Here is a 24,987-nt window from a genome sequence, read left to right as displayed (position 1 = left end):
ACAGGGGCCTGCCACCACTACCCTGGCTCAAATGACCATCCCAGTAAAAGCACTCCAGAAGACCGGACCCGACTCCCCTTTCGAGATCCGCACCATCGAACGCCGTGAACCACGTGCCGATGACGTGGTTATCGATATCAAGGCCGCCGGTATCTGTCACAGCGATATCCACACCATCCGCAACGAGTGGGGCGAGGCAAACTTCCCGTTGACCGTGGGACATGAGATCGCCGGTGTGGTTTCCGCGGTGGGTGCCGGTGTCACCGGGTGGAAGGTGGGCGACCGCGTCGGTGTGGGCTGCCTGGTGGACTCCTGCGGCACGTGCGAGATGTGCCGTGACGGCTTTGAAAACCACTGCCTCAACGGCGCTGTAGGTACCTATAACTCCGTGGACGTGGACGGCACCATCACCCAGGGCGGCTACGCCGAGAAGATCGTGGTGAATGAACGGTTTGTGTGCCGCATCCCCGATGAGCTGGATTTTGATGTCGCTGCTCCCCTGCTCTGTGCTGGTATCACCACCTTCTCTCCCATCCTTCAATGGAATGTGAAAGAAGGCGCCAAGGTCGCCGTCATGGGCCTCGGCGGACTGGGCCACATGGGTGTGCAGATCGCTGCAGCCAAGGGAGCAGAAGTCACGGTGCTATCTAGGTCTTTGAAGAAGGCAGAGGTTGCGGCATCGCTGGGTGCAGCGAAGACCCTGGCCACGTCTGATCCGGAGTTCTTCACTGAGTACCGCGGGCACTTTGACTTCATCCTCAATACCATCAGCGCGGACATCAACGTGGATGCCTACCTCCGGCTGCTCAAACCACGCGGTGTAATGGCCGTGGTGGGCCTGCCTCCGGAGAAGCAGCCCGTGAGTTTCGGAGCCTTGATCAACGGCAGCAAGGTGCTCACCGGCTCCAATATCGGTGGCATCCCTGAAACCCAGGAAATGCTTAATTTCTGCGCTGAACACGGTCTGGGTGCACGGATTGAGAAGATCTCCGTGCACGAGGTTGATGAGGCCTATGACCGCGTGGTGGACGGAGATGTGCAATTCCGCTTTGTGATTGATACCTCGACTTTTTAGACCCGGGATCTAAAATCCCCAGTTCCACCCTCGCGGGCGGAACTGGGGATCTTTTCAGGTGGGCTCAGCAGGAAACTACTTGAACTGCGCTGCAATCGCCTGGATCTGTGCGTTGAGCTGCACCAGTGCTGGGAACTGTGCCAGTGCTGGTGGGAGGGCTACACCCATGACGGAGCTGAAGACGAAACCAACGACGCTGGCCAGAGCTGCGAAGATACCAGCAACTCCAACGAGTTCTCCGGCGGAGGAACCGGTGCGTGGTGCATCATTGACAGGCTCCTCGGCCACGGTGACAGGCAGGGAGAAGGTGGTGCCCGCGTCGGTCTCCAGGGCGAGTGCAGTTGCACCAGCTGGGACAGTCACGGTGACGGTGGCGGTACCGGTGTTGTCCAGGTTCGGGAGGATGGTGGTGTCCACATCGGCGGTGGCTTCCGCTGCACCGAGCTTCACGGTGACGGTGGTCGGCTTGAGTTCGCCACCGGTGTAGGACAGGGACGAGAGGTTGATGGTGAGTTCTTCACCGGCGATGAGAGCTCCATCCTCGGCAACAGCTGGGCCGTCGAGGGAAATCCCCACGGAGGACTGATCATTGCGGACCTCTGCACCCGGGTTGGCGGCAAGATAGGCGTTGAAAAGATCGACGTCAACCATGCCGGAATCCTGGACATCACTGCCCGCTGCCAGGGCGTCGAAGCTATCGCCACCGGAGAGCAGGAAGCTGGAACCGGCCACGCGGTAGGTCGCTTCGAGATCAATCGGTGCACCGTTGACGGTGACATGGGTGATGCGGTCACCGGCATCGCGGGTTTCATCAAAGGAGTATTGGACGTTGTTGGACAGACCCAAAGCCAGGCGCGGGCGCTCACCTTCAGGATCCTTCCACTGCTGCTCCAGAGCTTCCTTGAACTGAGCACCGGTGATGTCAACGATCCCGTAAGTGTTGCCGAAAGGTTGGACCAGGTAGGCGTCAGCGAAGGTGACTTCGCCGGCGGCCAGGTCTGCACGCACACCACCGGCGTTCATCACACCGATATCTGCAGACAGTGCGGTGAGCTCGTTCATGCCCCACAGTCCGGCCTCTGCCAGGAGATTGTTCAGGGAGGATTCCACGCCACGGTTGCTGCCATATGCGCCTGCAGAATCGGCACCCCGGTAGAAGGTGTTCTCGATGGTGGTGACAACCGCCTGGCCGGCCTCAGCGGAAGCATCCTTGGCAGCAGCCACAATGTTTTGAACATTGGCCACGACCTCGTTTCCGGAAACGGCATCGCAGGCTGCCAGGATCTCATCGACTAACACATTGCGGGCATCGATATCGGTGATCTCACCGGCAGCGCGATCGAAGGTGATCTCCACATCGGAGATGGCCTTGCCGTACTCCCAGCCCTGGATCATCACCAGGGGCTGCTTGCCCTCACGTGCTGGGCCGGTCTCAATCCGGTTTTGGTGGGTGTGGCCAGCGAAAACCACATCCACATCCGTGGAGAAGGCATCATTGGCGGAAGCACCGGAATGGATGAGGGCGATGATGACATCAGCCTCGTCCGCGATGCGGGCTGCCTCGGTGTTGATGGACTCAATATCAGCGGTGAAGGTGATACCCGGGATCCCTGCCGGGGACACCAGCGTGGCGGTCTCCTGCGTGACAGCGCCGACATAACCGACCTTCACACCACCGAGATCAACGATCTCACTGCCTGCGGGAGCCGGGACTCCGCCGACGACGTTGGCGCCGAGGTACGGGAACTGCGCCTGACCGGTGCCATCAACAGAGACACGCTGGGTGAGGTCCTCATAGCCTGCATCAAACTCGTGGTTGCCCAATGCGGAGGCATCCACACCGATGGCGTTGAGCACATCCAAGGTGGGCTTGTCCTGCAGGATGGAGGTGACGAATGGGGAGCCTCCGATATTGTCGCCAACTGTGACGAAGTTGGTGAGCGGGTTATCTGCGCGCTCAGCTTCGACGTAGCAGGCCAGACCTGCTGCACCGGCCTCACCATCGGCCGGCTGGATGTGCCCGTGGAAATCGGTGATACCGAGAATGTTCAGCTCGACGGAGTTGTCCTGCGCGTAGGCGGGAACGGTGAGCGCACCCAGTCCGAGTCCGGTGGCGGTGACGACAGCGAGTGCCGTACGGGAAAGCCTCTTCATTTGTTCAAATTCTCCTGTGGGGAAGCGGGCGTTCATTAACAGAAGTATTGAAACCGATGAGAAAATGCATGAGCAGGGACTTTAGGTCCCATATAAGTAGTATTAATTGAGAATTCACTCATCGCGCCCCGCAGGTTCACCCACCCTGCCCCCGGTCGGGGTGGGTGGGGCGTGCGGGAGGGGATGAGGGGAACGCGGCTAAGCAAAAAGGCGGAGGATCGCGCGGCAGGCCTGGTAATAGGCTTTGTAGATCCTGTTCACGGTCTTATTGGTGCCCAGCGCGCCGAGATTGGGGTTATCGAAACGCCACTCCATCTTCTCCAGGTACTCCGCGGGGGTGAGGGCACGAAGCTGCTGGGACTTCCCCCGCAGGGCGAGGATCTTGGGCAGATCACGAATGAGCAGACGCAGGGATGTCACCTTCAGGCCCAGGCGGTTCTCCTTCGCCGCGATCGCCCACAGACCCAGGTTCGCACCGAGAATCTGCGGGATGAGCACCACCAGCGTGGGCAGCGGCAGCACACTGAGCAGCAACACATGGCGGTTGCGCTCAATGTAGATCCACTTGTAATCACCCTTGGCGTAGTCATAGTGGTGGGTGACATAACCGGAATGGACCAGACCAATGCGTCCGCCGGCGAGCAGCAGACGGGCGGAGAAATCCGTGTCCTCGTGGTACATGAAGTAGAGCTCCTCCATGCCGTTGAGGCGCTTCCACCACAGCGTGCGCACCACCAGGCAGGCGCCGGAGGCAATGGAGATATCCGTGACCTCCGGGGTGTCATCGGCTTCATTGGGGTGCAGGCCCACGGGCTGTTCATCCAGGCCCGTCACCCAGGACAGCCCGGAGATATGCAGCGCATTACCCGCGGAGTTGATGGTGCCATCTGGCAGGAGAAGATAAGGCATGAAGGCAGCCCACTGATCATCCACCCGACGGAGGGTGTCAAAGAGGGTGGGATCCTCGATCACGGTATCCGGATTGAGGAAGAAGAGCAGATCCACCTCATCCTGGATGCGAGCTGCACCCACGTTGCACCCGGCGGCGAACCCACCGTTGTCGTGGTTGATGATCTCCACCCGGTTGTGGGAGCTGCCGTTGTGGCTATTACCGTTGCGGCGGTTGGACGAATTGTGGGCAAGGAGACGCTCCCCCACCACCGATTCCAACACCCAGGGTTTGCGGTTATCCACCACCACCACGCGATCACCATCACGAAGTTGACCTGCGAAGGAATCCACCAGGTTCGCCACATCCTGCTCATGGCCATAGGACACAATGACCACACCGATGCTGTTGTCGCTCATCGACAATCTGGCTCCTTCATGATGATGCTTGGACGCTGGTGCGCCTCTCCGACGCGTGCAAGCTTACCCGCCCCAGGTCTGCTCACCGGGGTGCAAAATGCGGGGGCAGGGGCTTTTAGGGCGCTCGCGATTGCCGGCGCGAAGGCGGGGGAGGTTGTCCGCGCGGCACAGGGGACAGGGCACGCAGGCCACACACCCCAGGCACAGGGCGCACCTCCAGCATGGATGCCCCCACCAGTACGCCGCGCCGGATAATGGAGCCGGGTGATGGAGCCGGGTGATGGATTAGCCCCTGATAAGCTCACCCCATTTTGTGGATAAACCCATGCTCTGCAGGCAGAGCGACTGAAATGCACTAGGCTATGTGAACATCATGGATGCGACACACACAAGCGACACCGGCGCGCACGCTTCGCCGGATTTCAGTGACACGTGGCTGGTCGTGCCCTGTTATAACGAGGGCTCGGTCATCCGGGAGGTCCTGATCAATGCACGGCAGACCTTCCCCAACATCGTGGCGGTCAATGACGGTTCGCCCGATAATTCCGCTGAAGAGATCCACGCCTCCGGCGCCCACCTGGTCAATCACCCGGTGAACCTTGGTCAGGGTGCAGCGATCCAGACCGGTGTGGAATACGCCCGCAAGCAACCCGGCGCGCAGTTCTTTGTCACTTTCGATGCCGATGGCCAGCATCAGGTGAAAGACGTGGTCCGGATGGTGGGTCGTCTGCGCCAGGAGGAGCTGGATATTGTGGTGGGCACCCGTTTCGGCCGCCCGCGCAAAGAGGATGATCAGGTGCCGTGGATCAAGCGCGTGGTGTTGCGCACGGTGGTGATGTTGTCGCCGAAGACCCGCAAACTGGGGTTGACCGACGCTCACAATGGGCTGCGCGTGTTCAACCAGAAGGTCGCCCAGGAGCTGAATATCCGGATGAATGGCATGTCGCATGCCTCGGAGTTCATCGATCAGATCGTGGACAATGAGTGGCGCATTTCAGAGGAGCCAGTGGATATCCTCTACACCGAATACTCAATGAGTAAGGGCCAGTCCCTGCTCAACGGCGTGAATATCCTCGCCGATGGATTCCTTGCCAGGAGGCTGCCATGACCGATTCCACCACCCAGATCATCATCCAGGTGTTGTTGTTGCTGGCCACGGCTGGTTTGTCGGTGTATTTCCTGCAGAACCGTCGTAAAGCCCGCGCTAAGGCCTGGGTGAAGATCGGTTTCGTGGTCTTCATCCTGGCCGCCGTGTGGGCGGTCCTGCGTCCGGAGGATCTTACCGCGCTTGCGCATTTCGTCGGCGTGGGCCGAGGCACCGATCTATTGCTGTATGTGCTGGTGGTGGCGTTCATCTTCACCACGTTGTCCAGTTATGTGCGTTTCCGCGAGCTGGAGTTGCGCTACGCCAAGCTGGCGCGCGCGGTTGCACTGCAGAATCCGGTGCTACCGGAGGACTCTGTGCAGAAATAGCTGAGAGGGCTACTTAAAGGGGTTGACGCTGGCCGTATGCATTCAAGGGTGGGTGCATGTTAGTTGGGTGGTTAAACAGTGTTGTGGGGCCGGTTTTCGGGAGCTTGGAAGGCGAAAAAGACGATTCGCCCGCACGGGGTGCTCTGCGGGGTGGGCGTGTCGAAAAAGTCGAACTCTCATGGCTCGCATGGTTGAAAAAATTGACACACCCAGAGCTGCCGCCCCGGGGTGTGCTGAAAAAGTCAAGGGGCGTGGTGGCCTGGAGCGAGAGCAGATAATCGCACTGTCTCCAGGGTCGGACCTGATCCCCTGGTGGTGGACACGCTGAAACCAGCATCTCGCTGGGGAAGTGAGGCACCTTTCCACCATGCCACGCTAGGCACACCGAGCAGTTCAAACGTGACGGAAGTCTTGTTATACGAGTCAACCCCGGAGCAATGCTCAACGCCATCGCCACCGATCTCGGGGTCAACCGCAACTGCCTATGCACCTGACTCGACGCCTTCGGCACCGGCACCAAAACTAACACCAACGGCGAGAAAGTCCCCAGCCCGATCACCGCATCCAACAGCACACGGATCCCTACTGAAGGACTCTCCGACGCCGAACGCATCCGCGTGCTGGAACGCGAAAACGCCGAGCTCCGAGTGGAACGAGAGATCCTGCGCAAGGCCACAAATCATTTTCCCGGCGAGAGACGAACTGGTAAGCCACTTTCAGCTCGCCTGCGGCCACCGAGACCTCTACGAGGTCAAGCGGTTATGTGAGGTCCTGAAGATCAACCGGTCCCCGTACTACTCATGGACGTCTGCTGCTTCTACCCGCCGGCGGCGCCTTATCGACGACGCGGTGCTGGGAGCGAGGATCAAGACCGTGTTCACAGCCGAGAACGGCTGTTATGGGGCGAAACGCCTGACTGCGGCTATCAATGCCGATCCCGCCAGCGAACCGGGCAATGGTGACCGTCTAAATCACAGCGCACCGTCAGGTTGTTGCGGCAGATGTGCCTGTTCGGCTACACCAAAAACGCCGGGTAAAGACCACCGTGCCTACGCAACGGTCTCCTAAGTGTCCAGAGCTTCTGAAACGCCGGTTCACCGCGGAGAAACCGAACACAATCTACGTCGGCGATATTACGTATCTGCCGATCGCAGATTGGTCGAATATGTATCTGGCCACCATCATCGACTGCTATTCGTGGCTGTTGACCGGTTTCGCGATCGCCGATCATATGCGTACCGAGTTGGTCGAGGAGGCGCTCGCGATAGCCCACGGGGGCCGAGGCAACCTTGACTGGGTGATTTTCCACTCGATGACAGCAGCGTCTATACCTCTGAGTAATACCGCAAGCTGTGTGAACGGATCGATGGCTGAGTCGTTCAGCGCCACGCTGAAACGGGAAGTCCTGAAGGACTGGCCTGTTTTCGCCAGTCAGCTGGTATGTCGTCGGGACGTGTTCCGGTGGTGCATTCAGCTCTCAACACCAGGCGCTTGCACTCGTGGTGCGGTTCTCGCTCACCAAACACCTTCGAAGCAGCCGGATCAGCTACACTCACTATCGAATCTTGATTAAACCCCAGTATCCATAACTGCACCCCGTTTGTTCTACCGGTCCAGCCTCGGAGACCATGCCTGACTGAGATTGCTGACAAGTGGAATGAGATGTTCCTCGTTGCGGTGGCGTAACCGCGCCACGGTGCGACGGAGTGGAGCTCCAAATTCTAGACCGATGGCGGTATTCAGGATCTGCACTGCGTTCATATTCCCGGTGATGCAATCGTCGAGACCAGTGAGATTGAGCAGCTCCGCACGCGGGTCGGAATCCTCGGGAGATTGACGTGGGGTAGCCGGTCGGACATCGAAACCATTTTCCGGATCGAAACACAGCCAGATACGGTCGCCCTCCTTGGCCCCCATATCATCAAGGAATCGACGGATGGTGGAACAGGTTCCGTTGGTGCGCCCCCAGCCGATTATCTGGTCCCCTAACCTGCTCGGGACTGCGACCTTCCCGAGGAATGGCACCCCGAAAAGAGCCAGAATGCCCTTGTGGATGGCCATTCCTGAGCCACGGAGGTGATCAAAAGTGACGGTGAGTAGCAGATGCCAGGCGCCGTCCCGATGGTAGAGACCTTTGACCTCTTCTGGGAGAGCGGTATTCTCGACAGGTATCTCCGGTTTCGTGATCATACCGTCTGCCACTATGTATTCCCCGCTGGTGGCGAAGGCCCGAATGGAGCTTTGGGAGATGCGGAGAGATTCCGCCTCCTCCAAGAGCGAGGCCAACGGGTATGATCCACCGTTTTCATCCAGCCTCTTGCCGATATGACCGGCTATCGTGGTGAATTCCTCAAGTCCCCATTCCCTCAATGACCAGGTATCGTGTGCGCTGCGGATGAATCGGTCATCGATGGACAAAGCATTGGACAGTGAGCGGGCGTTGCCGGTCGGGAGCCGCTCAATGATCTGCTGCGATGTCAAAGCTTCTCCCGCCAGGTGCAGCACAGCTAGGCAACGGTCCCCATAGTTGGTGATTGCAGTAAGAACCCTGCCCTCGTAGAACCCGATCCTATAGCGGCCTGTTTCCCTGAGTCGGTCCATCAATAAACGCTCCCCGACTCCCAGCCGGGTGGCGAGTTCCTCCGGTTCAACAATGCCGTAATCATCTGAGGCCTCGGTCAATTGCTCGGCGATTTGGGCATCTACCCCGGTGGTCTGCCACCAGCGTCCGTCAAGCTCGAAATCGCCGGACAACCCGGTGATGGCGCTTAGCAGAGAATGCCCTTCAAATGGTGAGGGAGCTTTCAGCTGTGGGTATTCGCGGTAGATCTCTTCAATGGTGGTGAACGGTGCGAACCTCTGTACGAGGGCTGCCCGGATCATCTGGACCATGGGACCGACTGATCGGGCGCGCTCGCGGAGAGGTTTTTCCAATTGGCGGACACGTTCACGGGTGATTCCCATTGTTATGCCGAGGGCATCAAGAGTCGCTTTCCCGAGGAAGCGGTCTCGGGCGATGATACGGAAACGTGGATCCCCAGCCACGAATTCGGACAACTCGCTGACCACCTGACCCCACAACCTTTGTTCCACTTCTGCAACCTCTGAGAGGCTATCCACCACGTTCATCGCCGCGAGCACCGGCTCCGGCGCTGCTGTCAGATCCAGCGTGGATCCCATCAGAATCCACCAATGCCATACTGTCTGTAGCTCAGGTGGCAACAGAAGTGTCCTGGGTTCTGCGATGTCATAATCTATCTGCCTACTGAGCAGAGAATCTCCATCTAGATCGGTGGAACCCAAGGCAGAAATGACGACCCGCTGCACCATTTCCTCGAGTTGGAATCCATCCACCCCGGGAATATCGGCCAGAAGTTCAACAGTAGCGGTCAAGGGCTCGGGATATCGATCCACCCAGAACTGCATGGCTTCAGTACGCTGTTCCCCCAGATTGGGGATGAGGCTGGCGCTCAACACCGGAGACATCTGGAAAAGTGGGTGCTCCGGATATCGATCAATCCATTCCCTCACGATGCTCTGCATACTCGAAGCATCGACGGCGGTGGCCGACCGCCACGGGAAGATCCCCGAATGATCACCGAGTGAATTATCAGGATGGTTCAGTGTGGTTGTGGCCCGTCCGATGCCCACGGTTTCCCCCTCCGGATCCGTCGTGGCAACATCGTCGCGGGCGCATGGCATTGCCACCTTGTCTGGAAAACGGCGCCGTGGGATATGACACGGCCATACGGGTCGCAGATCCTCCCCGATCATGGGCAGAAGATGCGCAAACAGTTGCGCTGTGGCGTCAGCATCTGCCGAAGCCACGTGCGGACGGGGGTGTTCCAGCCCGATGGCGGACAGGCAATCCTCCAGGCGGCTGGGACCACCGGGGAGGTATTTCTGCGAAAGTTCCTTGGTACCGAGGGAGTTGATGGAGAAATCAAGATCCACACCCAGACGGGAGAACTCATTCACAAGAAATCGAAGACCGAAATCCACATCATGGGAGACGATGATCCTGCCCTTCAGAAGCTCCACCAATTCTGCCGCCACCTGCCCGAATGTGGGTGCAGCCGCCACATCGTCGGTGCTGATCCCGTGGGCATGGGTGTTGGGGATAGTCCTTTCCGGCCTTATGAGCGTGTCCCATCGCCGTTCAACATGGCCATCGCGATCCAAGTGGACCAACCCGATTTCAACAACCCGATCCGTGGGGCTCAGCCCTGTGGTCTCGAGATCAATGATGACGAAGGATGCTTTGGTCACAGGCGGTTTTCTTCCCTTTTGAATTCTAGTGTTGTGATAATAAGGCTTGAGTTTATCCGGGACACGGACACACTCCAGATTCCGCTCGAACTACCGTTCGGCAGGCCGCCCTGCCTGGATAGCCCCTACCAGCCCTAGTTATGGCGGAAGTACTCCACCGTGTTGGCCACACCCTGTTTGATATCCACCTCAGGTTCCCAGCCCAGGATTTCCTTGGCCCGGCCGTAGGACAGTGCGCTGCGGGGAACATCACCCAGGCGGGCCGGGGCAAACTCCGGATCGTCCTTGGAGCCGGCGGCCTCTGCCACCAGGGTGTGTAGCTGGCGGTCGGAGGTTTCCACGGAGGTGCCGATGTTGAAGCGCATGCCGCCACCGATTTCACCTGATGCCAGGTAGAAGGCGCGGACCACATCGCCGACATAAACATAGTCGCGGGTGTTGCCACCATCACCGAAGACGCGGGTGGCATCCCCGGAGAGCAGACGCTGGGAGAAGATGGCCACCACTCCCGCCTCACCGTGGGGATCCTGGCGGGGTCCATAGACATTGGCTGGTGCGATGTGGGAGCAATCCAGTCCATAGAGGTGGCGGTAGGTGTTCAGGTAGATCTCACCGGAGACCTTGGACGCCGCATAGGGCGAATGTGGATCCACCGGGATGTCCTCGCTGACCGGGAACTCGGTGGGCTCACCGTAGATGGAACCACCGGATGAGGTGAACACCACCTTGCGCACACCGTGCTGGCGGGCGGCATCGGCAATGCGGATGGTCGCCAGGATATTGGTCTCGGCATCATGGAGTGGGTCAACCACGGAGTGGCGGACATCAATCTGGGCAGCCAGGTGGAAGATCACCTCGGGGGTGTGCTCGGCCAGGAACTCGTTGAAATCAACATCCAACAGGTCGGCTTCCACAAAGGTCAGCTTGCCGGTGGCCTGGGCATCGTGGAGGTTTTCCAGGCGGCCGCGGGAGAGATTATCAATCACCACAACCTCATGCCCATTGGCAATGAGCAGGTCGGTGAGATGTGATCCGATAAAGCCGGCGCCGCCGGTAACTACAGTACGCATGCAGACTACTCTAACCCTGCACACCGGAAGCTGTCAGAGTTTACGAGCCGTTACACTCACGATCCCCAGGCAGAGAACGGCCACCACCGCACCGAATCCCAGCATCTGCGGATAGGTGAAGAAATCACTAAGCCGCGTGAGCACCGCGGGGAAGATCATGCCGGTATAGGTCAAGCAATAGAAGATTCCTGTGAGCCCTGCCAGGTCGGTCGGAGTGGCGATCCGTTGCGTCTCCGCCAGTCCCATGAACATGCCCAGACCATAGGACAATCCGAGTATCGCGCAGACCAGCAGCGCCCACCACGGATGCGGATCTGCTGCCACCCACACTGATCCCGCCATGCCCACCACGGTGACGGCCATGGCCAGGATCGGTCCCCGGGTACGGCTCTCCCCCATGATCTGAGGGCCGAACTGCTGGATGGCAAAACCCGATCCCAGCGTCACCAGAGCGATCAGCGCCGAGTAGGCCACCGAAGCGCTCACCATGTCCCGCAGGAGGGTGGGCAAAATGGCATAGGAGACAAAGCCCGCACCGAACACCCACGGTGCCATTGGAACCACCACAAACAGGAAACGCTTGTTCTTCACCGAGGGGACCAGAATATCGGCCCAGAAGGAGCCCTTGATTTGCAGGTGTGCGGACTGGCGGGTTTCCGGGGCAGTGAGGATGATCGGGAGCAGGACCAGGGACAACACAATGTGCAGCAGGTACGGCAATTGACCGGGCAAGGGCAACCACTGTGCCATCACTCCCGCCACCGCCGGGCCGAGGGCGAAACCCGCGGTGAGAGACATTGATGCCCGGCGCGCACCCTCGCTGGCTTTAACCCCGGGCTCAAAACGTGGATGGGATAGTTCCTTGATCCAGGAGCCGCCCACGGTCATGGCCATGCCCACGGAGATACCCGACAGGGTCCTACCGATCGCCATGAGCAGCCCCAGTTCTTCGCCCGAGGCGATGAATGCTGAGCCGAGTGCTGCGATCAGGGGTGCGGGGAGCATGAGTGCGCGTCGACCATAACGGTCTGAGAGTGGGCCACCGGCCAGGAGTCCCACGGCCACGCCGACGGCGTAGCAGACCAGCATCATGTCGATGAACAGGTCGGTGAAGATGCCCTGTTCGCGGTAGAGCACCAGCAGCGGGGTGAATTCATTTCCGCCCCATGCCACAGTGAATACCGAGAGTGCCACCGCCAGCCAGACCTGTCGCTGTCCGCGCTTATTCACATTCATGCTGGCTATGTTATGGGTCACACCGGAATATGGAGCGAAGAAGGCAGAACAACCGTAAACAGTACGATCGTTCCGCCCTCATTGGGGGGTGATTTGATTGCTTTACCCCAGTCGGTCAGCCTAGTGACCCCGTCGGATCCATTCCTCCAGATGCGGTGCCTCGGCACCGATGGTGGTGTGGTCGCCGTGTCCGGTGCGCACGGTGGTCTCTGCGGGCAGATCCAGGATGGAGGTCTGCAGGGATTCGATGATGGTGTCAAAGGAGCTGTATTTGCGCCCTGTGGCACCCGGTCCGCCCTGGAAGAGGGTGTCACCGGAGAACAGCTCATCTGCTTCGGGAAGGTAGAAGCAGCAGGAGCCTGGTGAATGGCCCGGGGTGGTGAGCACGTGCAGTTCGGTGCCGGCGATCTCGAATTTCTGACCATTGGCCAGATCCTCGTGCTTGAGGTCACCGTGGGTTTCCTCCCACAGCATCTGATCCCCCGGGTGGACGAAGATGGGTGCGTCGAATTCCGCAGCCAGTTCAGGGGCGACGGTGATGTGGTCATTGTGGGCGTGGGAGCACAGGATGCCCTTCACCTTGCGGCCACCCACGGCGTTCATGATCGGGGTGGCGTTGTGGGCGGCGTCGATGATGAAGACTTCTTCGTTGTTGCCCACGATCCAGATGTTGTTGTCCACCTCCCATTCCCCGCCGTCGAGGGCGAAGATCCCGGAGGTGACAATGTTTTCTACTCTCAAATCATGATGTGCCATGTTTATAACTCCACCACGGAACGGAGGACATCGCCAGCCTTCATGGTGTTGAAGGCCTCCTCGACGTCATCCAGTCCGATGCGCTCAGATACGAATTTGTCCAATGGGAAACGACCCTGCAGGTGCAGTTCCACATAGGTTGGGAAGTCTCGCTCCGGCAGGCAGTCGCCGTACCAGGCAGGACGCAGGGAACCACCGCGGCCGTAGAAATCAATCGCGGGGATGTCAATGCGTGAGGTCAGGTTCGGAACACCCACCATCACCATGCGACCGGCGTGATCGCGTGAGTAGAAGGCCTGCTGCCAGGTCGGCATGATGCCCACTGCGTCGATCGAGACATCCGTGCCGAAGCCGTCGGTGAGCTCACGGATCCGGGCAACCACCTCGGATTCCTCGCCCTCACCGGAGAGCTGGGAGGAATCAATGACATCGGTGGCACCGAATTCCTTCGCCCACTCGAGCTTGCGGGGATCAACGTCCACGGCGATGATCTTGGAGGCACCCGCCAGCTTGGCACCGGCGATGGCAGACATGCCCACACCGCCCAGACCGAACACAGCCACAGATTCTCCACGCTTGATATCCGCGGTGTTCACCGCAGCGCCCAGGCCGGCCATGATGCCGCAGCCGAGCAGACCGGCTGCCGCTGGATCCACATCAGGGTTGACCTTGGTGCACTGGCCTTCATGGACCAGCGTCTTTTCAATGAAGGAGCCGATGCCCAGCGCCGGGGACAGCTCGGTGCCATCTTCCAGGGTCATCTTCTTGGAGGCGTTGTGGGTGTTGAAGCAGTACTTCGGATCACCCTTCTTGCAGGCACGGCATTCGCCACACACCGCACGCCAGTTCAGCACCACGAAGTCACCGACCTCAACGTGGGTGACGTTCTCCCCCACCACAGAGACCACACCAGCGGCTTCGTGGCCGAGCAGGTACGGGAACTCATCAGAGATATCGCCGTCACGGTAAGCCAGGTCAGTGTGGCAGACACCGCAGGCCTGGATGTCCACGATGACATCATTGGTACCCGGGTCCGGGACAATAACATCCACCTTTTCCACCGGTGCACCCTTGGACCTGGCGATGATGCCGGAAACGGTAAAGCTCATAGTCACTCCTTGAAAGTTGTGGGGATTGTGTTTCCCGAGGTTACCCATTTCCCCACAACGGGGGCCTGTGACCTACATAACCAACCCCCGCCAACCCCCACCGACCCCCCAAGGAGTCCAACAGGCAAAGAGGGCGGGAAGCACTCTCTGCTTCCCGCCCCCTGTGCACTACACGCTTTAACTACAGTGTCAGACCGTGCCCATAGGCGTAGGCCACACCGGTGGAATCCACATATGTGTAGTCAGAGCCCAGGAACATGCCCGGCACATCACGTGGGGAATCCGCGATCACCTGTGCAGAGGCAGGAACCGTCAGTGGCAGTTTGCCCTTCGGCCCACCCTCTTCACCAGCCAGGGAACGGAGAATGATGTCCGGCTTGATCTCATAGGTGCCCACCACGGCGGCTGCACCCGGTTCCAGTTCCGACAGGATCCACGGGTTGGTGAAGTTGACCGCCAGGATCGTAGGTACTGCAGCCTGGATGGCCTGGACGCGGTCCACATCCACACCGTTGTCACGTGGATCCACAGACAGGGACACCCCCTCGCGGTCATCTTCAAACAGGGCGATCTCCGGGCGCGCCCAGACGAAGGCCAGATCGGCCTCAGCTTCAGAAGCCACCAGTTCCACCTGTGGGAACACCTCGCGGAAGGCATCCTCGAGTTTGCCCTGGACCTGGTCAATCTTGGTGCGTCCGGTCACCCAGGCATAGACCTTGACTGCGCTGTCGGTCTTCAACGGCAGCAGGTCATCATTGCCACGGAGCAGGGTGACGGAATCCAGCTGTGCCTTACGGCCCATCGCGGAGACTTCCTCCGCACCGATGACAGCTTCGGCGGTGTCTTCAGATACATAGGGGTTCTCGAAGAGGCCGAGCTGGAAGATTTCGGTGAGCAGACGGGTGACGGGGCCGTTGAGTTCGGAATCCTCCAGGTGCCCCTGGGAGACGGCCTCCAGCAGGCGCGCCGGGTTGGACATGTCGGAGAAGATCTCGGTGCCGGCGCGGACGGCGGCGGCGAAACGCTCAGGTTCGGTGAGATCCTCCACGCCCCACATCATGGCGTCGATAACACCGGAGTCGGAGTTGATATATCCCTTGAAGCCCATCTTGTCGCGCAGCAGGTCCTGCAGGAAGGTGCGGTTGTAGGCGAACGCGACCTCCTCGAACTGGGTGGTGGGGTTCATCCACAGCTGTTCCTCCAGCTGCGGGGCGGAGTTGTTCATGGGGCGTGCGTAGTACGGCATGATCGAAGCGCACCCTGCGTCCACCGCCGCCTGGAATGGTGGCAGGTGGTACTGGGCGAGGGCATTTTCGGTGGGGTACTCATTGGTCTGCCCCCAGGCGAAGTGTGGATCGTGGCCATCCAGTCGCACGCCACCACCGGGGAAATGCTTGATGGTGGTGGACACCGATGCAGCAGACAGGGATGGTCCCTGCATTCCGCGGACCACGGCGGCGATGTAGTCGGAGATCAGTTCCGGATCCTCACCGAAGGTGCCGTTGAAACGCGACCAGCGTGGTTCAGACGCCAGGTCAGCCATGTAGCCGTAGAGCTTGTGAATGCCCCCGGCGCGCCACTCCTTGGCAATCTTCTCGCCGAAGGTTTCCATCAGTTCCGGATCACGCAGCGCCGCCAGGCCCAGCTCGCCCGGCCATTCGGAGAACACGCCAGCGGATTCATTGACACCGAACTGTGCGACCAGTGCCACGTGGTTGCGTGGATTGGAGGCGAACACCACGGGGATACCGAGGCGGGAGCGCTCGGCGATCTCCTGGACGGCGTTGGTCCAGGTAGCCAGTTCCGCGGGCCGGAGGTTGTCACGGACGATCAGGTAACGCTGGTGGCGCTCATTGATGGCACCGTCTGTGGAGGAGGTGACCAGGACCGGTTCGGTGAAGGGGACACCCGTGATGGGGTTCTCCGTGCGCCAGACATCCTCTTCATTGAGCAGCTGGCCCTCCTTCGGGTTCGGCAGGAAGGAGGAATGGCCGGGGTGATGGGAGCCGATGATCATGAGGCCGGCTTTTTCTTCTGTGGTCATGCGTTCCACCAGGTCAGTGGCGCGCTCTTCGGCGCTTAAGCGCCAGTCTTCGTAGGGGGACAGCTGTCCGTCACCGTCGAGGTCCTTGAATTTCAGACCATCTACTTCGATGATATTCGATGCCCTGGCACCGAGATCGGGCTGTGTGGAATTCTGCAACATATTGGTAATCCCTTTCGACGTCTTCCCTCCAGGATAGTCAATTTTCGCCGGCAATAGGATGCCAATTTTGTCACATTTGAAGCCCCCTGCCCCAACTGCCGCGACCAGATAAGGTGTAGCACCATGACTTCAGCAGTTAATCCATACGAAGGGGATCGGGACGGGGCGTCGACAAGCGTCCCTATCCCAGGCAAAGCCTGGGCACTCGTTCTGGGCGCCGCGCTCATCGCGGGTGCCGGTGGTTACCTTGCCGGACAACAGACCGGCACCACCTCTTTTGCGCTTGCCACAGGTGGCCAGGTGGTGGCCGGCACCGACACTGCCGGTCCAACCATGCTTGACGACGCCCTCTACGACGCCACCATTTACGGCCCCGGTGGCACGTTGACCGGTTCCAACGACATCACCGCCATCCACCGCCGCGACGCCGCCGACCCCTTCGCCATCGGGGCGCTCGACGCACCCGTGGTCATCTCTGAATTCTCCGACACCGAATGCCCCTTCTGCGCCCGCTACACCACCGACACCGAAGCCCAGATCATTGAAAAATACGTGGGTACCGGCCTGGTGCGCATCGAGTGGAATGACATGCCCATCAACGGCGAACACGCCGATGCCGGAGCCAAGGCCATCCGCGCCGCAGCAGAGCAGGGGAAATTCCACGAGTTTAAAACCGAGCTCTACGCCAACCACCCCACCGCCGGCGGGCACCCCGAATTCACCATCGATGATTATGTCCGCTTCGCCGAAACCGCCGGCGTGTCCGATCTGAATCTCTTCCGCGCACATGCCACCGATGACAGTTTCACCGCATCGGTGGAGGCCGCGCGATCCTATGGGCAGCAGATCGGAATCACCGGAACCCCCTCATTCCTGGTGGGCACACAGTTCATCTCAGGCGCGCAGCCCTTCGAAAACTTCGACCGCGCCATCCTGGGCGAACTAGCTGTTCTTGGCGCTGAGCAGGGATAACGCAGGCTTCCAATGCACCGGCATAGGGGCGGAGAACTCCTGAACGCTGCCATCCGGCATGGGCACGCTCAGTTCCGATGAGTGCAAAAACATATGCCTGGTGTTGATTGACCGGCTGAAGCGATCATCACCATATTTACGATCCCCCGCGATCGGGTGCCCCGCATGACGTGCATGGACCCGGATCTGATGTTTACGCCCGGTGGTTAAACGGGCCTTGACCAGCGTTGCCCGTTGCCCGTACCTACGCTGCACCTCAAAAAATGTCAGCGCGTCCTGGCCCCGCTCATTCACCCTGACCGCGGAGTCAGTGCGCAGGAGTGGCGCATCCACCTGCCTGACATGGTCCGGCCAATGCCCCCGGACAAGAAGCAGATACCGTCGCGGAATGGAATGGTCATCCTCCCGCAGCACCTGCTGGAGGTGACGGAGCATGGATGAGGTCTTGGCCACCATGAGCAGACCGGAGGTTTCACGGTCCAGGCGGTGCACCAATTCAAGATCATGTTCGTCCGGCCGCAACTGACGCAGGGCCTCGATGACGCCGCCAGCGACACCGGTACCCACGTGCACCGCGATATCGGCAGGCTTATTCAGCACAATCAGTTCCGAATCCTCGTGGATGATGCTGTGTTCGATCTGTTTGAGCAGGGGCGGAGGAAGCGTTACCGGTGGTGGAAGATCCTGCGGAAGATCCATCTGGAGCATCTTCAGCACATCACCATTCTGGATGCGGTAATCCGGCTTGGATTTTCGCCCATTGACCTTGATCTGACCCGTGCGCAGCTTCCGGAAGATCACCGAGGCGGGCACACCTTTGAGTTGTGACCGAAGGTACTTATCCAGCCGCCGACCCGCATGCGACTCCGTGATTGCCACCTCCTGGAAAGTGGCTTTGCTTTTCTGCTCCATGGCCGTAACACCCTACCAGCTTTAAAATGCCTGGTAAAGGCAGATTTTTTCGCATACCTCGGCAGCTGTTGGGCATGGGCAACATCCGGGAGGGGTGGAACCGGGATGCAGTCGCGGTCGCATTCGCGCCTGTTCGATGGCGGGTTTGCCCGTTACTTTGAGAGTATCCCCATAATGGGGATAGTCGCTGGGCCCGGTATGGCTTAATCGCCCTGTAGTTCACATGATCCGGGGGGTGTTGCCGCCGGGACTCCAGGACAACCGTTGACTGCTAATAGGGACACGGACGAACCAGTTGAGGTTCAGTTCTCTTTGTAACGTGGGTGCCAGCATCGGATGTCATGACACCAGCGACGAGTTTGACCCGTCACTGTTGCTACGACATTCAAGGAGGCCGGTAATGACCACCGGCAACACCCATGACGTCACCATCGGACTCGACGTCGGAAAAACCGCCCACCACGCTTGCGCGATGCTCAGCTCAGGCGAAATCATCTACGACAAACCCCTACCCCAAGACGAAACCCAGCTCCGGAAAGTCTTCACCGACCTGCAGCAACATGGCACAGTCTTGATGGTTGTCGACCAACCCAACACCATCGGTGCCCTGCCCATCGCCGTCGCCCGCGATGCCGGCTGCCTGGTTGGTTACCTCCCAGGTCTGGCCATACGCAAGGCCGCTGATCTCTATCCAGGGCGGTCCAAAACCGACCGTCGGGACGCCTTCATCATCGCCGATACCGCACGGACCATGCCACATACCTTGCGTGCTGTCGACCGCGACAACGAAGTCTTGTCAGCGTTGAAGATGCTGTCAGGCTTTGATGACGACATCGCCAAAGACTGCACGAGAACCATCAACCGATTGCGCAGCGTGCTCACCCAGATCTACCCCAGCTTCGAACGAGCACTGGTCGGTGATGTGATCACCCGACCCTTAGTGTTAGAGATGCTGATCCATTACGGCGGACCAACGAAGATGAAAAAGGCGGGATACCAGCGTGTTCACACCTGGATGAGTAACCGCGCGAAGAAGGATCCCACGAAGCTGGTGGATGCTATCTTCGACGGTTTGAAAGCCCAAACCGTCACGGTACCTGGAACCGCAGCTGCTGAGATCGTCATCCCGCAGTTGGCCACCAACATCAAGTCCCTGCTGGAACAGCGCAAAACTATCGCTGAACAAGTTGAGGAGTTACTCGAAGAATTCCCTCTTCACCAGGTCTTGATATCTATGCCGGGAGTTGGCATCAAGACCGCAGCCAATATCCTCCTGGCTGTCGGTGACTGTTCTGACTTCCGATCCGCCGGGCACCTGGCCGCTTATGCCGGGATCGCCCCGGTGACACGAAGATCTGGCACATCCATCCGTGGCGAGTTCCCCGCTAGATCAGGCAACAAAAGGCTCAAGAATGCGTTGTTCTACTCCGCGTTCGCATCCTTGCGATCTCATGAAGCATCGAAGACCTACTACGAACGGAAACGAGCCGAGGGCAAGCGCCATAACGCAGCCATCATGTGTTTGGCCAGGCGGCGGTGCAATGTCATCTACGCGATGTTGACCCGAGCTGAGTTCTTCCGGGAGGTTCCCTCCAGGGCCGCTGCCTAATTCACTGCCAGCACGATCAGCTGGTCAACAATGAACACGCTGACCAGCCGATCAGCCATGCTGATTACGAGAATTAGAAGTTACCCCCGAAGTGGTTTCCTGAGTACAGGGCCCACCTCTTGACAAAAACATAGGGACACCCCCCAATGGCGTGGGCCTTGGCTTAGCGATTTCCCCCACTGCCCGCTCCGGCCGGGCGGTGGCACGGCCCCTGTCACGCTTGCACGTTCCCCCGCACAAGCCGACACCCAGCAAAACCCTCCCACCAGCAGATTCAGATACTCCCCCCAGTACAACTTGATACCCCGGGGGGTATATGCCACACTGGGTTCCACTCACCCACCACCATCGAAGAACCTGGAGTGATTCCCATGCTTTTACACCGCTTCTATGACGAGGACCTGGCACAGGCCAGTTATTTCATTGGCTGTCAGGCTGAGAACACCGCTGTCGTTGTAGACCCCCGCCGCGACATCGCCGACTATCTTGATCTGGCCAGCCACCACGGAATGACCATCACCGGTGTCGCCGAAACCCACATTCACGCCGATTATCTCTCTGGCACCCGTGAGCTCGCTGCGGCCACCGGTGCTCAGATCTATGTCTCCGGGGAAGGCGGGGAGGACTGGCAATACGGTTTCGACGGCACCCGACTCCATGACCGCGACACCATCACCATCGGCAATATCGTCATCCAGGCCCGCCACACCCCGGGCCATACCCCGGAGCACCTGTCGTTCCTGGTCACCGATGGAGCTTTCGCCAATACCCCCGGGTATATGCTGTCCGGTGATTTCGTTTTCTCCGGCGATCTGGGTCGCCCGGATCTACTTGATGAGGCCGCAGGGGGCATCGACACGCGCTTCGCCGGAGCATCGCAACTGTTCCATAGCCTGAAAAATGTCTTTTTGGACCTGCCCGACCATGTCCAGATCTATCCCGCCCACGGCGCAGGTTCCGCCTGCGGCAAGGCTCTCGGTGCTCTGCCCTCGACCACTGTTGGTTATGAACGCAGCTACGCCTGGTGGGCCCCTTATCTGAACAATGACGATGAGCAGGGTTTCATCGAAGAGCTCCTCGAGGGCCAGCCTGATGCCCACGCCTATTTCGGCCGCATGAAACGCCAGAACAAGTCCGGCCCGTTGATCCTCGGGTACCCACTGACCCCACTTCCTGAGCTGCAAGGCGCAGACATCGCTGACCAGGTCCGGCGGGGTGAGAAGATCCTCGTGGATACCCGTCACCACACCAAGGTCCACGCGGGCACCGTCGAGGGTGCGGTCAACGTGCCAGGCGTGGACAAGGCAGCGACCTATTCCGCCTGGGTCTTCGACCCAGAGGTGGACAGTGGCAACCTGGTCATTCTCGCCGCCGATTCAGAAACAGCTGAAAATTATCGCAACCATTTCATGCGCGTCGGCATCGACGAGGTCGCCGGTTTCATCACCTCCTTCGAAGGGCTGCCCATAACCACCCCGGAGGTTCTCCCCCAGGCTCAGCTCGAACACACCAATCACGCCATGCTGCTGGATCTGCGCAATAAAACCGAGCACGCCGACGGCCACATCCCAGGTTCAGCGCAGCTCTCCGGTGGACGGGTTCTCTGGAACTTAGACCAGCTCCCCGCTGACGACGCCACCATCATCACCTACTGCCAATCGGGTGTCCGTAACTCTGTGGCCGCCTCGGCACTGCGTCGCAGGGGCTACCGAATCATCGAGCTCGAAGGCTCATACCTGGGCTGGCTCGCCCACAACAACACATAATCTCATTCACCGCCCAGATAGGAACCCACACACCCATGACCACTGCAACCACACTGATCACCACACTCGAGGCAGAGGAACTAAAGGCTCGCCTCGCCCATGATCAGCAGCTGATGATCATCGATGTCCGCACCCCCGCAGAGTTTGAGTCCCTGCATATCCGCGGTGCCTACAATGTCCCCCTTGCCATGCTGTCCGAGCACACCGCGGAGTTCGCCTCCCGTTTCCACGATGGCGTGGTGTTGGTCTGCCAATCCGGCATCCGCGCAGAGGAAGCCCGCGAACGCCTCGCCGCCGCTGGCTTAACCGAAGCCAGCGTCTTGGCCGGTGGAACAGCAGCCTTTGAATCAGCGGGCGGTGACGTCATTCGTGGCACACGGCGCTGGGCCATGGACCGCCAGGTCCGCATGGTCGCAGGTTCGCTGGTCCTAGCGGGTTTCCTCGGCTCCCGCACCATCGCCCGACCATTGGGATACCTCTCCGCAGCGATCGGAGCCGGACTCACCTACTCCGCACTCAGCGACTCCTGCATGATGGCCAGCGCCCTGTCCAAAATGCCCTGGAACCGGACCGCGGTGACCCCGACCCTGGAGTCCACTGTGCGCAATATCCCCGTGGCCACCACAAACATCACCCGGGTCTAGACACCCCCTGGCCTGCACCCGGCCCACGTTTCAAAGACAGGAATCATGAGCATCACTCTCGCACTGGTGATTCTGCTCGCCATCGTGGTCGGGCTCAGCCTCGGACTGCTCGGTGGCGGCGGATCCATTCTCACCGTCCCGCTTCTCACCTATGTCGCCGGAATGGATGCCAAGGAAGCCATCGCAGCCTCACTGTTCGTGGTGGGCACGACCTCCGTGGTCAGCACCATCGCACATGCCCGGCACGGACATGTGCAGTGGCGCACCGGACTCATCTTCGGTGTGGCCAGCATGCTCGGTGCCTTCCTGGGTGGCCTTCTCGGCGGGTTCATCCCCGGGACGATTCTCCTCATCGCCTTCGCCCTGATGATGATCGCCACCGCCACCGCCATGCTGCGCAGCCGGAAAAAACAATCCGGAACCAGCGCGAAGAAATCCCTGCCGCTGGGCAAAATCCTCGCTGAAGGGTTGGCCGTCGGTTTGGTCACCGGGCTCGTCGGAGCCGGCGGTGGGTTCCTGGTGGTCCCAGCCCTGGCGCTCCTCGGCGGATTGTCCATGCCGATGGCGGTGGGCACCTCCCTGCTGGTGATCTCCATGAAATCCTTCGCCGGACTCGCCGGTTACCTGACCTCCGTGAGCCTGGACTGGCCCGTGGTGCTGGCGGTAACCGCTGCCGCACTGGTCGGTGCGGTGATCGGTGCCCGCCTGACATCCGTGGTTCCCGAGCAGGCCCTGCGCAAGGGCTTCGGAGTATTCGTGCTGGTCATGGGTGTGGCCGTTCTGTCCCAGGAACTCCCCCAGCCCTGGGGGCTGGTGGTCATCGGTGCTGCGGTGCTCACAGCAGGTGGCCTCTATGCTTTTCGACGCAACCCCCACCTCCCGAACACCATGGGCAACTAACGCGCCGCTCAAGAATATGACGACAGCCCCCTTTCACCATTACTGGAAAAAGGGGGCTGTCGTTCTATATGGAGCCGCTTAGGAGAATCGAACTCCTGACCTTCTCATTACGAGTGAGACGCTCTACCGACTGAGCTAAAGCGGCGCAGTACTTTTAACGATTCGACAGTTTACCGCACAGCATATGCCCGGCAATAATCAGGGGGCACCCTTAGCCCTCAGGCACCCCGCGGCCGTCAATAAACCCTCAGCGGACTTTATACGCCTTGCGGAGTCTGCCTACCAGCGCATCCATGGCCACCACCGGGCGGACGTTGTATCCGAAGTATTCGCGGCATTTGTTGATCGCATCGAGGCAGTCGAGCAGACCTTCGCCGGTGACTTTTTCTGCCAGCTCCCGGGATAGTCCTTCCATGTCGGGGTGCGTCAGGCCCACGCCAGCACCGGAGGAGAGGACCAGGGCATCACGGTAGATTCCGGCCAGGTCAATCAGGGCAAGGTCGAGTGCGTCGCGGAGAAAACGGGTGCGGCGTTTCCGCTGGTTGTCCTCCAGTTCCTTGATCTGGCCGGATACTCCACGCAGGGCCTTTTGCATGCCTTTGCCCTTGGATCCCATGCCGAGGGAGGTGTGGAGTTTCTCCATCTCCTGGTCCTCAATGGCGGCGAGACTGTCCTGGGATTCCTTCTCAATGCCTTTCACCAGGGAGTTCACCGCCTGGAAGGCCTGGTCGCCGTGATAGATGAGCTCAGCCAGGTTGATGATGTTGGCACGTCTGATCTGGGCCTGCTGGTTGTGGGCTAGGTGTCGTGCGCGTCCGATATGTCCGCCGGAGGCCGCGGCGGCCAGGCGGGCATCGTTCTCCGCGACCCCACCCTCACGGACCAGGATGCGGGCCACCTCATCCACGGTGGGCGTGGGGATATAGATGTGTCGGCAACGGGAGCGCAGCGTCACCATGATGTCTTCTGGGTCGGTGGATGGCGCGCACAGGATGATCACGGTGCGCTCTGGTGGTTCCTCCACTGTCTTCAGCAGGGCGTTTCCGGCAGGTTCGGTGAGGCGATCGGCGTTTTCCAAAATGATCACACGCCAGTTGGATACCGTGGGCAGTTTCGCGGCATCGTCGACCACGGTGCGCATCAGGTCAATGCCGATGGAGAGTTCATGGGGTTGGATGTACACCACATCGCCGTGGGAATCAGAGAGCACGGACCGGCAGTGTTCACACCTGCCACACCCCACGATGTCCGGAGCTGAGCACACCAGGGCTGCCGCGAAGGCACGGGCGGCCACGGAGCGTCCCGAACCGGGTGGGCCGGTGAAGAGCCAGGAATGGGTGAAGGCCGAATCACTGATCCCCGCGCCATCCTCCACATGAGTGTCCGCGTTGTTACCCCGCGCCCCGGAGGTGTCCCGCGCAATCGCGCGGGCGGCGGTGGCGGCGTCGATAAGCGTGCCTGAAATGGATTCGGGACCGGCCAGCTGATCGAAGACACTCATGTTATTCACATCAACCACACTAATCGC

Annotated in this window: 18 protein-coding genes, 1 tRNA gene and 1 pseudogene; 9 read left to right on the top strand and 11 right to left on the bottom strand. The window is 59.9% G+C overall.

Going from position 1 to position 24,987, the window contains the following annotated elements:
- Positions 1-31 precede the first annotated feature (31 nt).
- On the top strand, positions 32-1,075 hold the full coding sequence (locus CFAEC_RS01445) for an NAD(P)-dependent alcohol dehydrogenase (protein ID WP_290278140.1): 1,044 nt from the start codon (positions 32-34) through the stop codon (positions 1,073-1,075).
- A 75-nt stretch (positions 1,076-1,150) separates the two neighbouring features.
- Here CFAEC_RS01445 and CFAEC_RS01440 read toward each other — a convergent pair whose 3' ends face one another.
- A complete protein-coding gene (locus tag CFAEC_RS01440; RefSeq protein WP_290278138.1) occupies positions 1,151-3,229 on the bottom strand; it encodes a bifunctional metallophosphatase/5'-nucleotidase in 2,079 nt (692 codons plus the stop codon).
- A gap of 198 nt (positions 3,230-3,427) precedes the next feature.
- Positions 3,428-4,537, bottom strand: a complete 1,110-nt coding sequence (locus CFAEC_RS01435; protein WP_290278136.1) for a glycosyltransferase family 2 protein — start codon at positions 4,535-4,537, stop codon at positions 3,428-3,430.
- Between the two features lie 373 nt (positions 4,538-4,910).
- On the opposite strand from CFAEC_RS01435, the gene ppgS reads away from it, so the two are divergent.
- From ppgS to CFAEC_RS01420, 3 genes and pseudogenes are all read left to right on the top strand, one after another.
- On the top strand, positions 4,911-5,645 hold the full coding sequence (ppgS, locus tag CFAEC_RS01430) for a polyprenyl-phospho-N-acetylgalactosaminyl synthase PpgS (protein ID WP_290278134.1): 735 nt from the start codon (positions 4,911-4,913) through the stop codon (positions 5,643-5,645).
- Complete coding sequence (locus tag CFAEC_RS01425; RefSeq protein WP_290278132.1) at positions 5,642-6,010, top strand: DUF2304 domain-containing protein; 369 nt, start codon at positions 5,642-5,644, stop codon at positions 6,008-6,010. Before ppgS ends, CFAEC_RS01425 begins: the two co-directional genes overlap by 4 nt.
- A 416-nt stretch (positions 6,011-6,426) precedes the next feature.
- Positions 6,427-7,579 (top strand): annotated as a pseudogene (locus CFAEC_RS01420) (IS3 family transposase).
- 36 nt (positions 7,580-7,615) lie between these two features.
- On the opposite strand, the gene CFAEC_RS01415 reads toward CFAEC_RS01420, so the two are convergent.
- The 6 genes from CFAEC_RS01415 to CFAEC_RS01390 all read right to left on the bottom strand — a co-directional run bounded on the left by CFAEC_RS01415 (position 7,616) and on the right by CFAEC_RS01390 (position 16,656).
- Complete coding sequence (locus CFAEC_RS01415; RefSeq protein ID WP_290278130.1) at positions 7,616-10,279, bottom strand: exonuclease domain-containing protein; 2,664 nt, start codon at positions 10,277-10,279, stop codon at positions 7,616-7,618.
- A gap of 134 nt (positions 10,280-10,413) precedes the next feature.
- Complete coding sequence (locus tag CFAEC_RS01410; protein WP_290278128.1) at positions 10,414-11,349, bottom strand: NAD-dependent epimerase/dehydratase family protein; 936 nt, start codon at positions 11,347-11,349, stop codon at positions 10,414-10,416.
- A 33-nt stretch (positions 11,350-11,382) separates the two neighbouring features.
- Positions 11,383-12,585 (bottom strand): MFS transporter, encoded by a 1,203-nt coding sequence (locus tag CFAEC_RS01405; RefSeq protein WP_290278126.1) that lies wholly within the window; start codon positions 12,583-12,585, stop codon positions 11,383-11,385.
- A gap of 120 nt (positions 12,586-12,705) precedes the next feature.
- A complete protein-coding gene (locus tag CFAEC_RS01400; RefSeq protein ID WP_290278124.1) occupies positions 12,706-13,341 on the bottom strand; it encodes an MBL fold metallo-hydrolase in 636 nt (211 codons plus the stop codon).
- A gap of 2 nt (positions 13,342-13,343) precedes the next feature.
- Complete coding sequence (locus tag CFAEC_RS01395; RefSeq protein WP_290278122.1) at positions 13,344-14,450, bottom strand: S-(hydroxymethyl)mycothiol dehydrogenase; 1,107 nt, start codon at positions 14,448-14,450, stop codon at positions 13,344-13,346.
- A 181-nt stretch (positions 14,451-14,631) separates the two neighbouring features.
- Complete coding sequence (locus CFAEC_RS01390) at positions 14,632-16,656, bottom strand: glycoside hydrolase family 3 protein (protein WP_290278120.1); 2,025 nt, start codon at positions 16,654-16,656, stop codon at positions 14,632-14,634.
- 123 nt (positions 16,657-16,779) lie between these two features.
- Here CFAEC_RS01390 and CFAEC_RS01385 point away from each other — a divergent pair, with 123 nt between their 5' ends.
- Positions 16,780-17,628 carry a DsbA family protein gene (locus tag CFAEC_RS01385; protein ID WP_290278117.1) on the top strand — a complete coding sequence of 283 codons (849 nt, stop codon included), beginning with the start codon at positions 16,780-16,782 and terminating at the stop codon, positions 17,626-17,628.
- On the opposite strand, the gene CFAEC_RS01380 is transcribed toward CFAEC_RS01385, so the two are convergent.
- Entirely contained in the window at positions 17,599-18,540 is a 942-nt protein-coding gene (locus CFAEC_RS01380; RefSeq protein WP_290278115.1) for an RluA family pseudouridine synthase, read from the bottom strand. The genes CFAEC_RS01385 and CFAEC_RS01380 overlap by 30 nt on opposite strands.
- A gap of 400 nt (positions 18,541-18,940) precedes the next feature.
- Here CFAEC_RS01380 and CFAEC_RS01375 point away from each other — a divergent pair, with 400 nt between their 5' ends.
- The 4 genes from CFAEC_RS01375 (at position 18,941) to CFAEC_RS01360 (ending at position 23,459) form a co-directional block, all read left to right on the top strand.
- A complete protein-coding gene (locus CFAEC_RS01375; protein ID WP_290278112.1) occupies positions 18,941-20,149 on the top strand; it encodes an IS110 family RNA-guided transposase in 1,209 nt (402 codons plus the stop codon).
- Positions 20,150-20,520: 371 nt separating this feature from the next.
- Positions 20,521-21,915 (top strand): MBL fold metallo-hydrolase, encoded by a 1,395-nt coding sequence (locus CFAEC_RS01370; RefSeq protein ID WP_290278111.1) that lies wholly within the window; start codon positions 20,521-20,523, stop codon positions 21,913-21,915.
- A gap of 35 nt (positions 21,916-21,950) precedes the next feature.
- Entirely contained in the window at positions 21,951-22,559 is a 609-nt protein-coding gene (locus CFAEC_RS01365) for a rhodanese-like domain-containing protein (RefSeq protein WP_290278109.1), read from the top strand.
- 45 nt (positions 22,560-22,604) lie between these two features.
- Positions 22,605-23,459: a sulfite exporter TauE/SafE family protein gene (locus tag CFAEC_RS01360; protein ID WP_290278108.1), complete on the top strand. Its 855-nt coding sequence runs from the start codon at positions 22,605-22,607 to the stop codon at positions 23,457-23,459.
- Between the two features lie 69 nt (positions 23,460-23,528).
- Here CFAEC_RS01360 and CFAEC_RS01355 read toward each other — a convergent pair.
- Both CFAEC_RS01355 and CFAEC_RS01350 read right to left on the bottom strand, forming a co-directional pair.
- Positions 23,529-23,604 (bottom strand) — tRNA-Thr (locus CFAEC_RS01355).
- A gap of 102 nt (positions 23,605-23,706) precedes the next feature.
- Positions 23,707-24,960: a DNA polymerase III subunit delta' gene (locus tag CFAEC_RS01350; RefSeq protein WP_435384268.1), complete on the bottom strand. Its 1,254-nt coding sequence runs from the start codon at positions 24,958-24,960 to the stop codon at positions 23,707-23,709.
- Positions 24,961-24,987: the final 27 nt, after the last annotated feature.

The sequence above is a fragment of the Corynebacterium faecale genome (assembly GCF_030408735.1).
Taxonomy (GTDB): domain Bacteria; phylum Actinomycetota; class Actinomycetes; order Mycobacteriales; family Mycobacteriaceae; genus Corynebacterium; species Corynebacterium faecale.
Note: the sequence above shows the minus strand (reverse complement) of the source record. Positions and strands in the feature narration are given on the sequence as shown.

Bases quoted from the DNA above. Each gene is read 5' to 3' on its own strand.
- CFAEC_RS01445 (WP_290278140.1), top strand. From the start codon at position 32: ATGACCATCCCAGTAAAAGCACTCCAGAAGACCGGACCCGACTCCCCT.
- CFAEC_RS01440 (WP_290278138.1), bottom strand. From the start codon at position 3,229: ATGAAGAGGCTTTCCCGTACGGCACTCGCTGTCGTCACCGCCACCGGA.
- CFAEC_RS01435 (WP_290278136.1), bottom strand. From the start codon at position 4,537: ATGAGCGACAACAGCATCGGTGTGGTCATTGTGTCCTATGGCCATGAG.
- ppgS (WP_290278134.1), top strand. From the start codon at position 4,911: ATGGATGCGACACACACAAGCGACACCGGCGCGCACGCTTCGCCGGAT.
- CFAEC_RS01425 (WP_290278132.1), top strand. From the start codon at position 5,642: ATGACCGATTCCACCACCCAGATCATCATCCAGGTGTTGTTGTTGCTG.
- CFAEC_RS01410 (WP_290278128.1), bottom strand. From the start codon at position 11,349: ATGCGTACTGTAGTTACCGGCGGCGCCGGCTTTATCGGATCACATCTC.
- CFAEC_RS01405 (WP_290278126.1), bottom strand. From the start codon at position 12,585: ATGAATGTGAATAAGCGCGGACAGCGACAGGTCTGGCTGGCGGTGGCA.
- CFAEC_RS01400 (WP_290278124.1), bottom strand. From the start codon at position 13,341: ATGGCACATCATGATTTGAGAGTAGAAAACATTGTCACCTCCGGGATC.
- CFAEC_RS01395 (WP_290278122.1), bottom strand. From the start codon at position 14,450: ATGAGCTTTACCGTTTCCGGCATCATCGCCAGGTCCAAGGGTGCACCG.
- CFAEC_RS01390 (WP_290278120.1), bottom strand. From the start codon at position 16,656: ATGTTGCAGAATTCCACACAGCCCGATCTCGGTGCCAGGGCATCGAAT.
- CFAEC_RS01385 (WP_290278117.1), top strand. From the start codon at position 16,780: ATGACTTCAGCAGTTAATCCATACGAAGGGGATCGGGACGGGGCGTCG.
- CFAEC_RS01380 (WP_290278115.1), bottom strand. From the start codon at position 18,540: ATGGAGCAGAAAAGCAAAGCCACTTTCCAGGAGGTGGCAATCACGGAG.
- CFAEC_RS01375 (WP_290278112.1), top strand. From the start codon at position 18,941: ATGACCACCGGCAACACCCATGACGTCACCATCGGACTCGACGTCGGA.
- CFAEC_RS01370 (WP_290278111.1), top strand. From the start codon at position 20,521: ATGCTTTTACACCGCTTCTATGACGAGGACCTGGCACAGGCCAGTTAT.
- CFAEC_RS01365 (WP_290278109.1), top strand. From the start codon at position 21,951: ATGACCACTGCAACCACACTGATCACCACACTCGAGGCAGAGGAACTA.
- CFAEC_RS01360 (WP_290278108.1), top strand. From the start codon at position 22,605: ATGAGCATCACTCTCGCACTGGTGATTCTGCTCGCCATCGTGGTCGGG.
- CFAEC_RS01350 (WP_435384268.1), bottom strand. From the start codon at position 24,960: ATGAGTGTCTTCGATCAGCTGGCCGGTCCCGAATCCATTTCAGGCACG.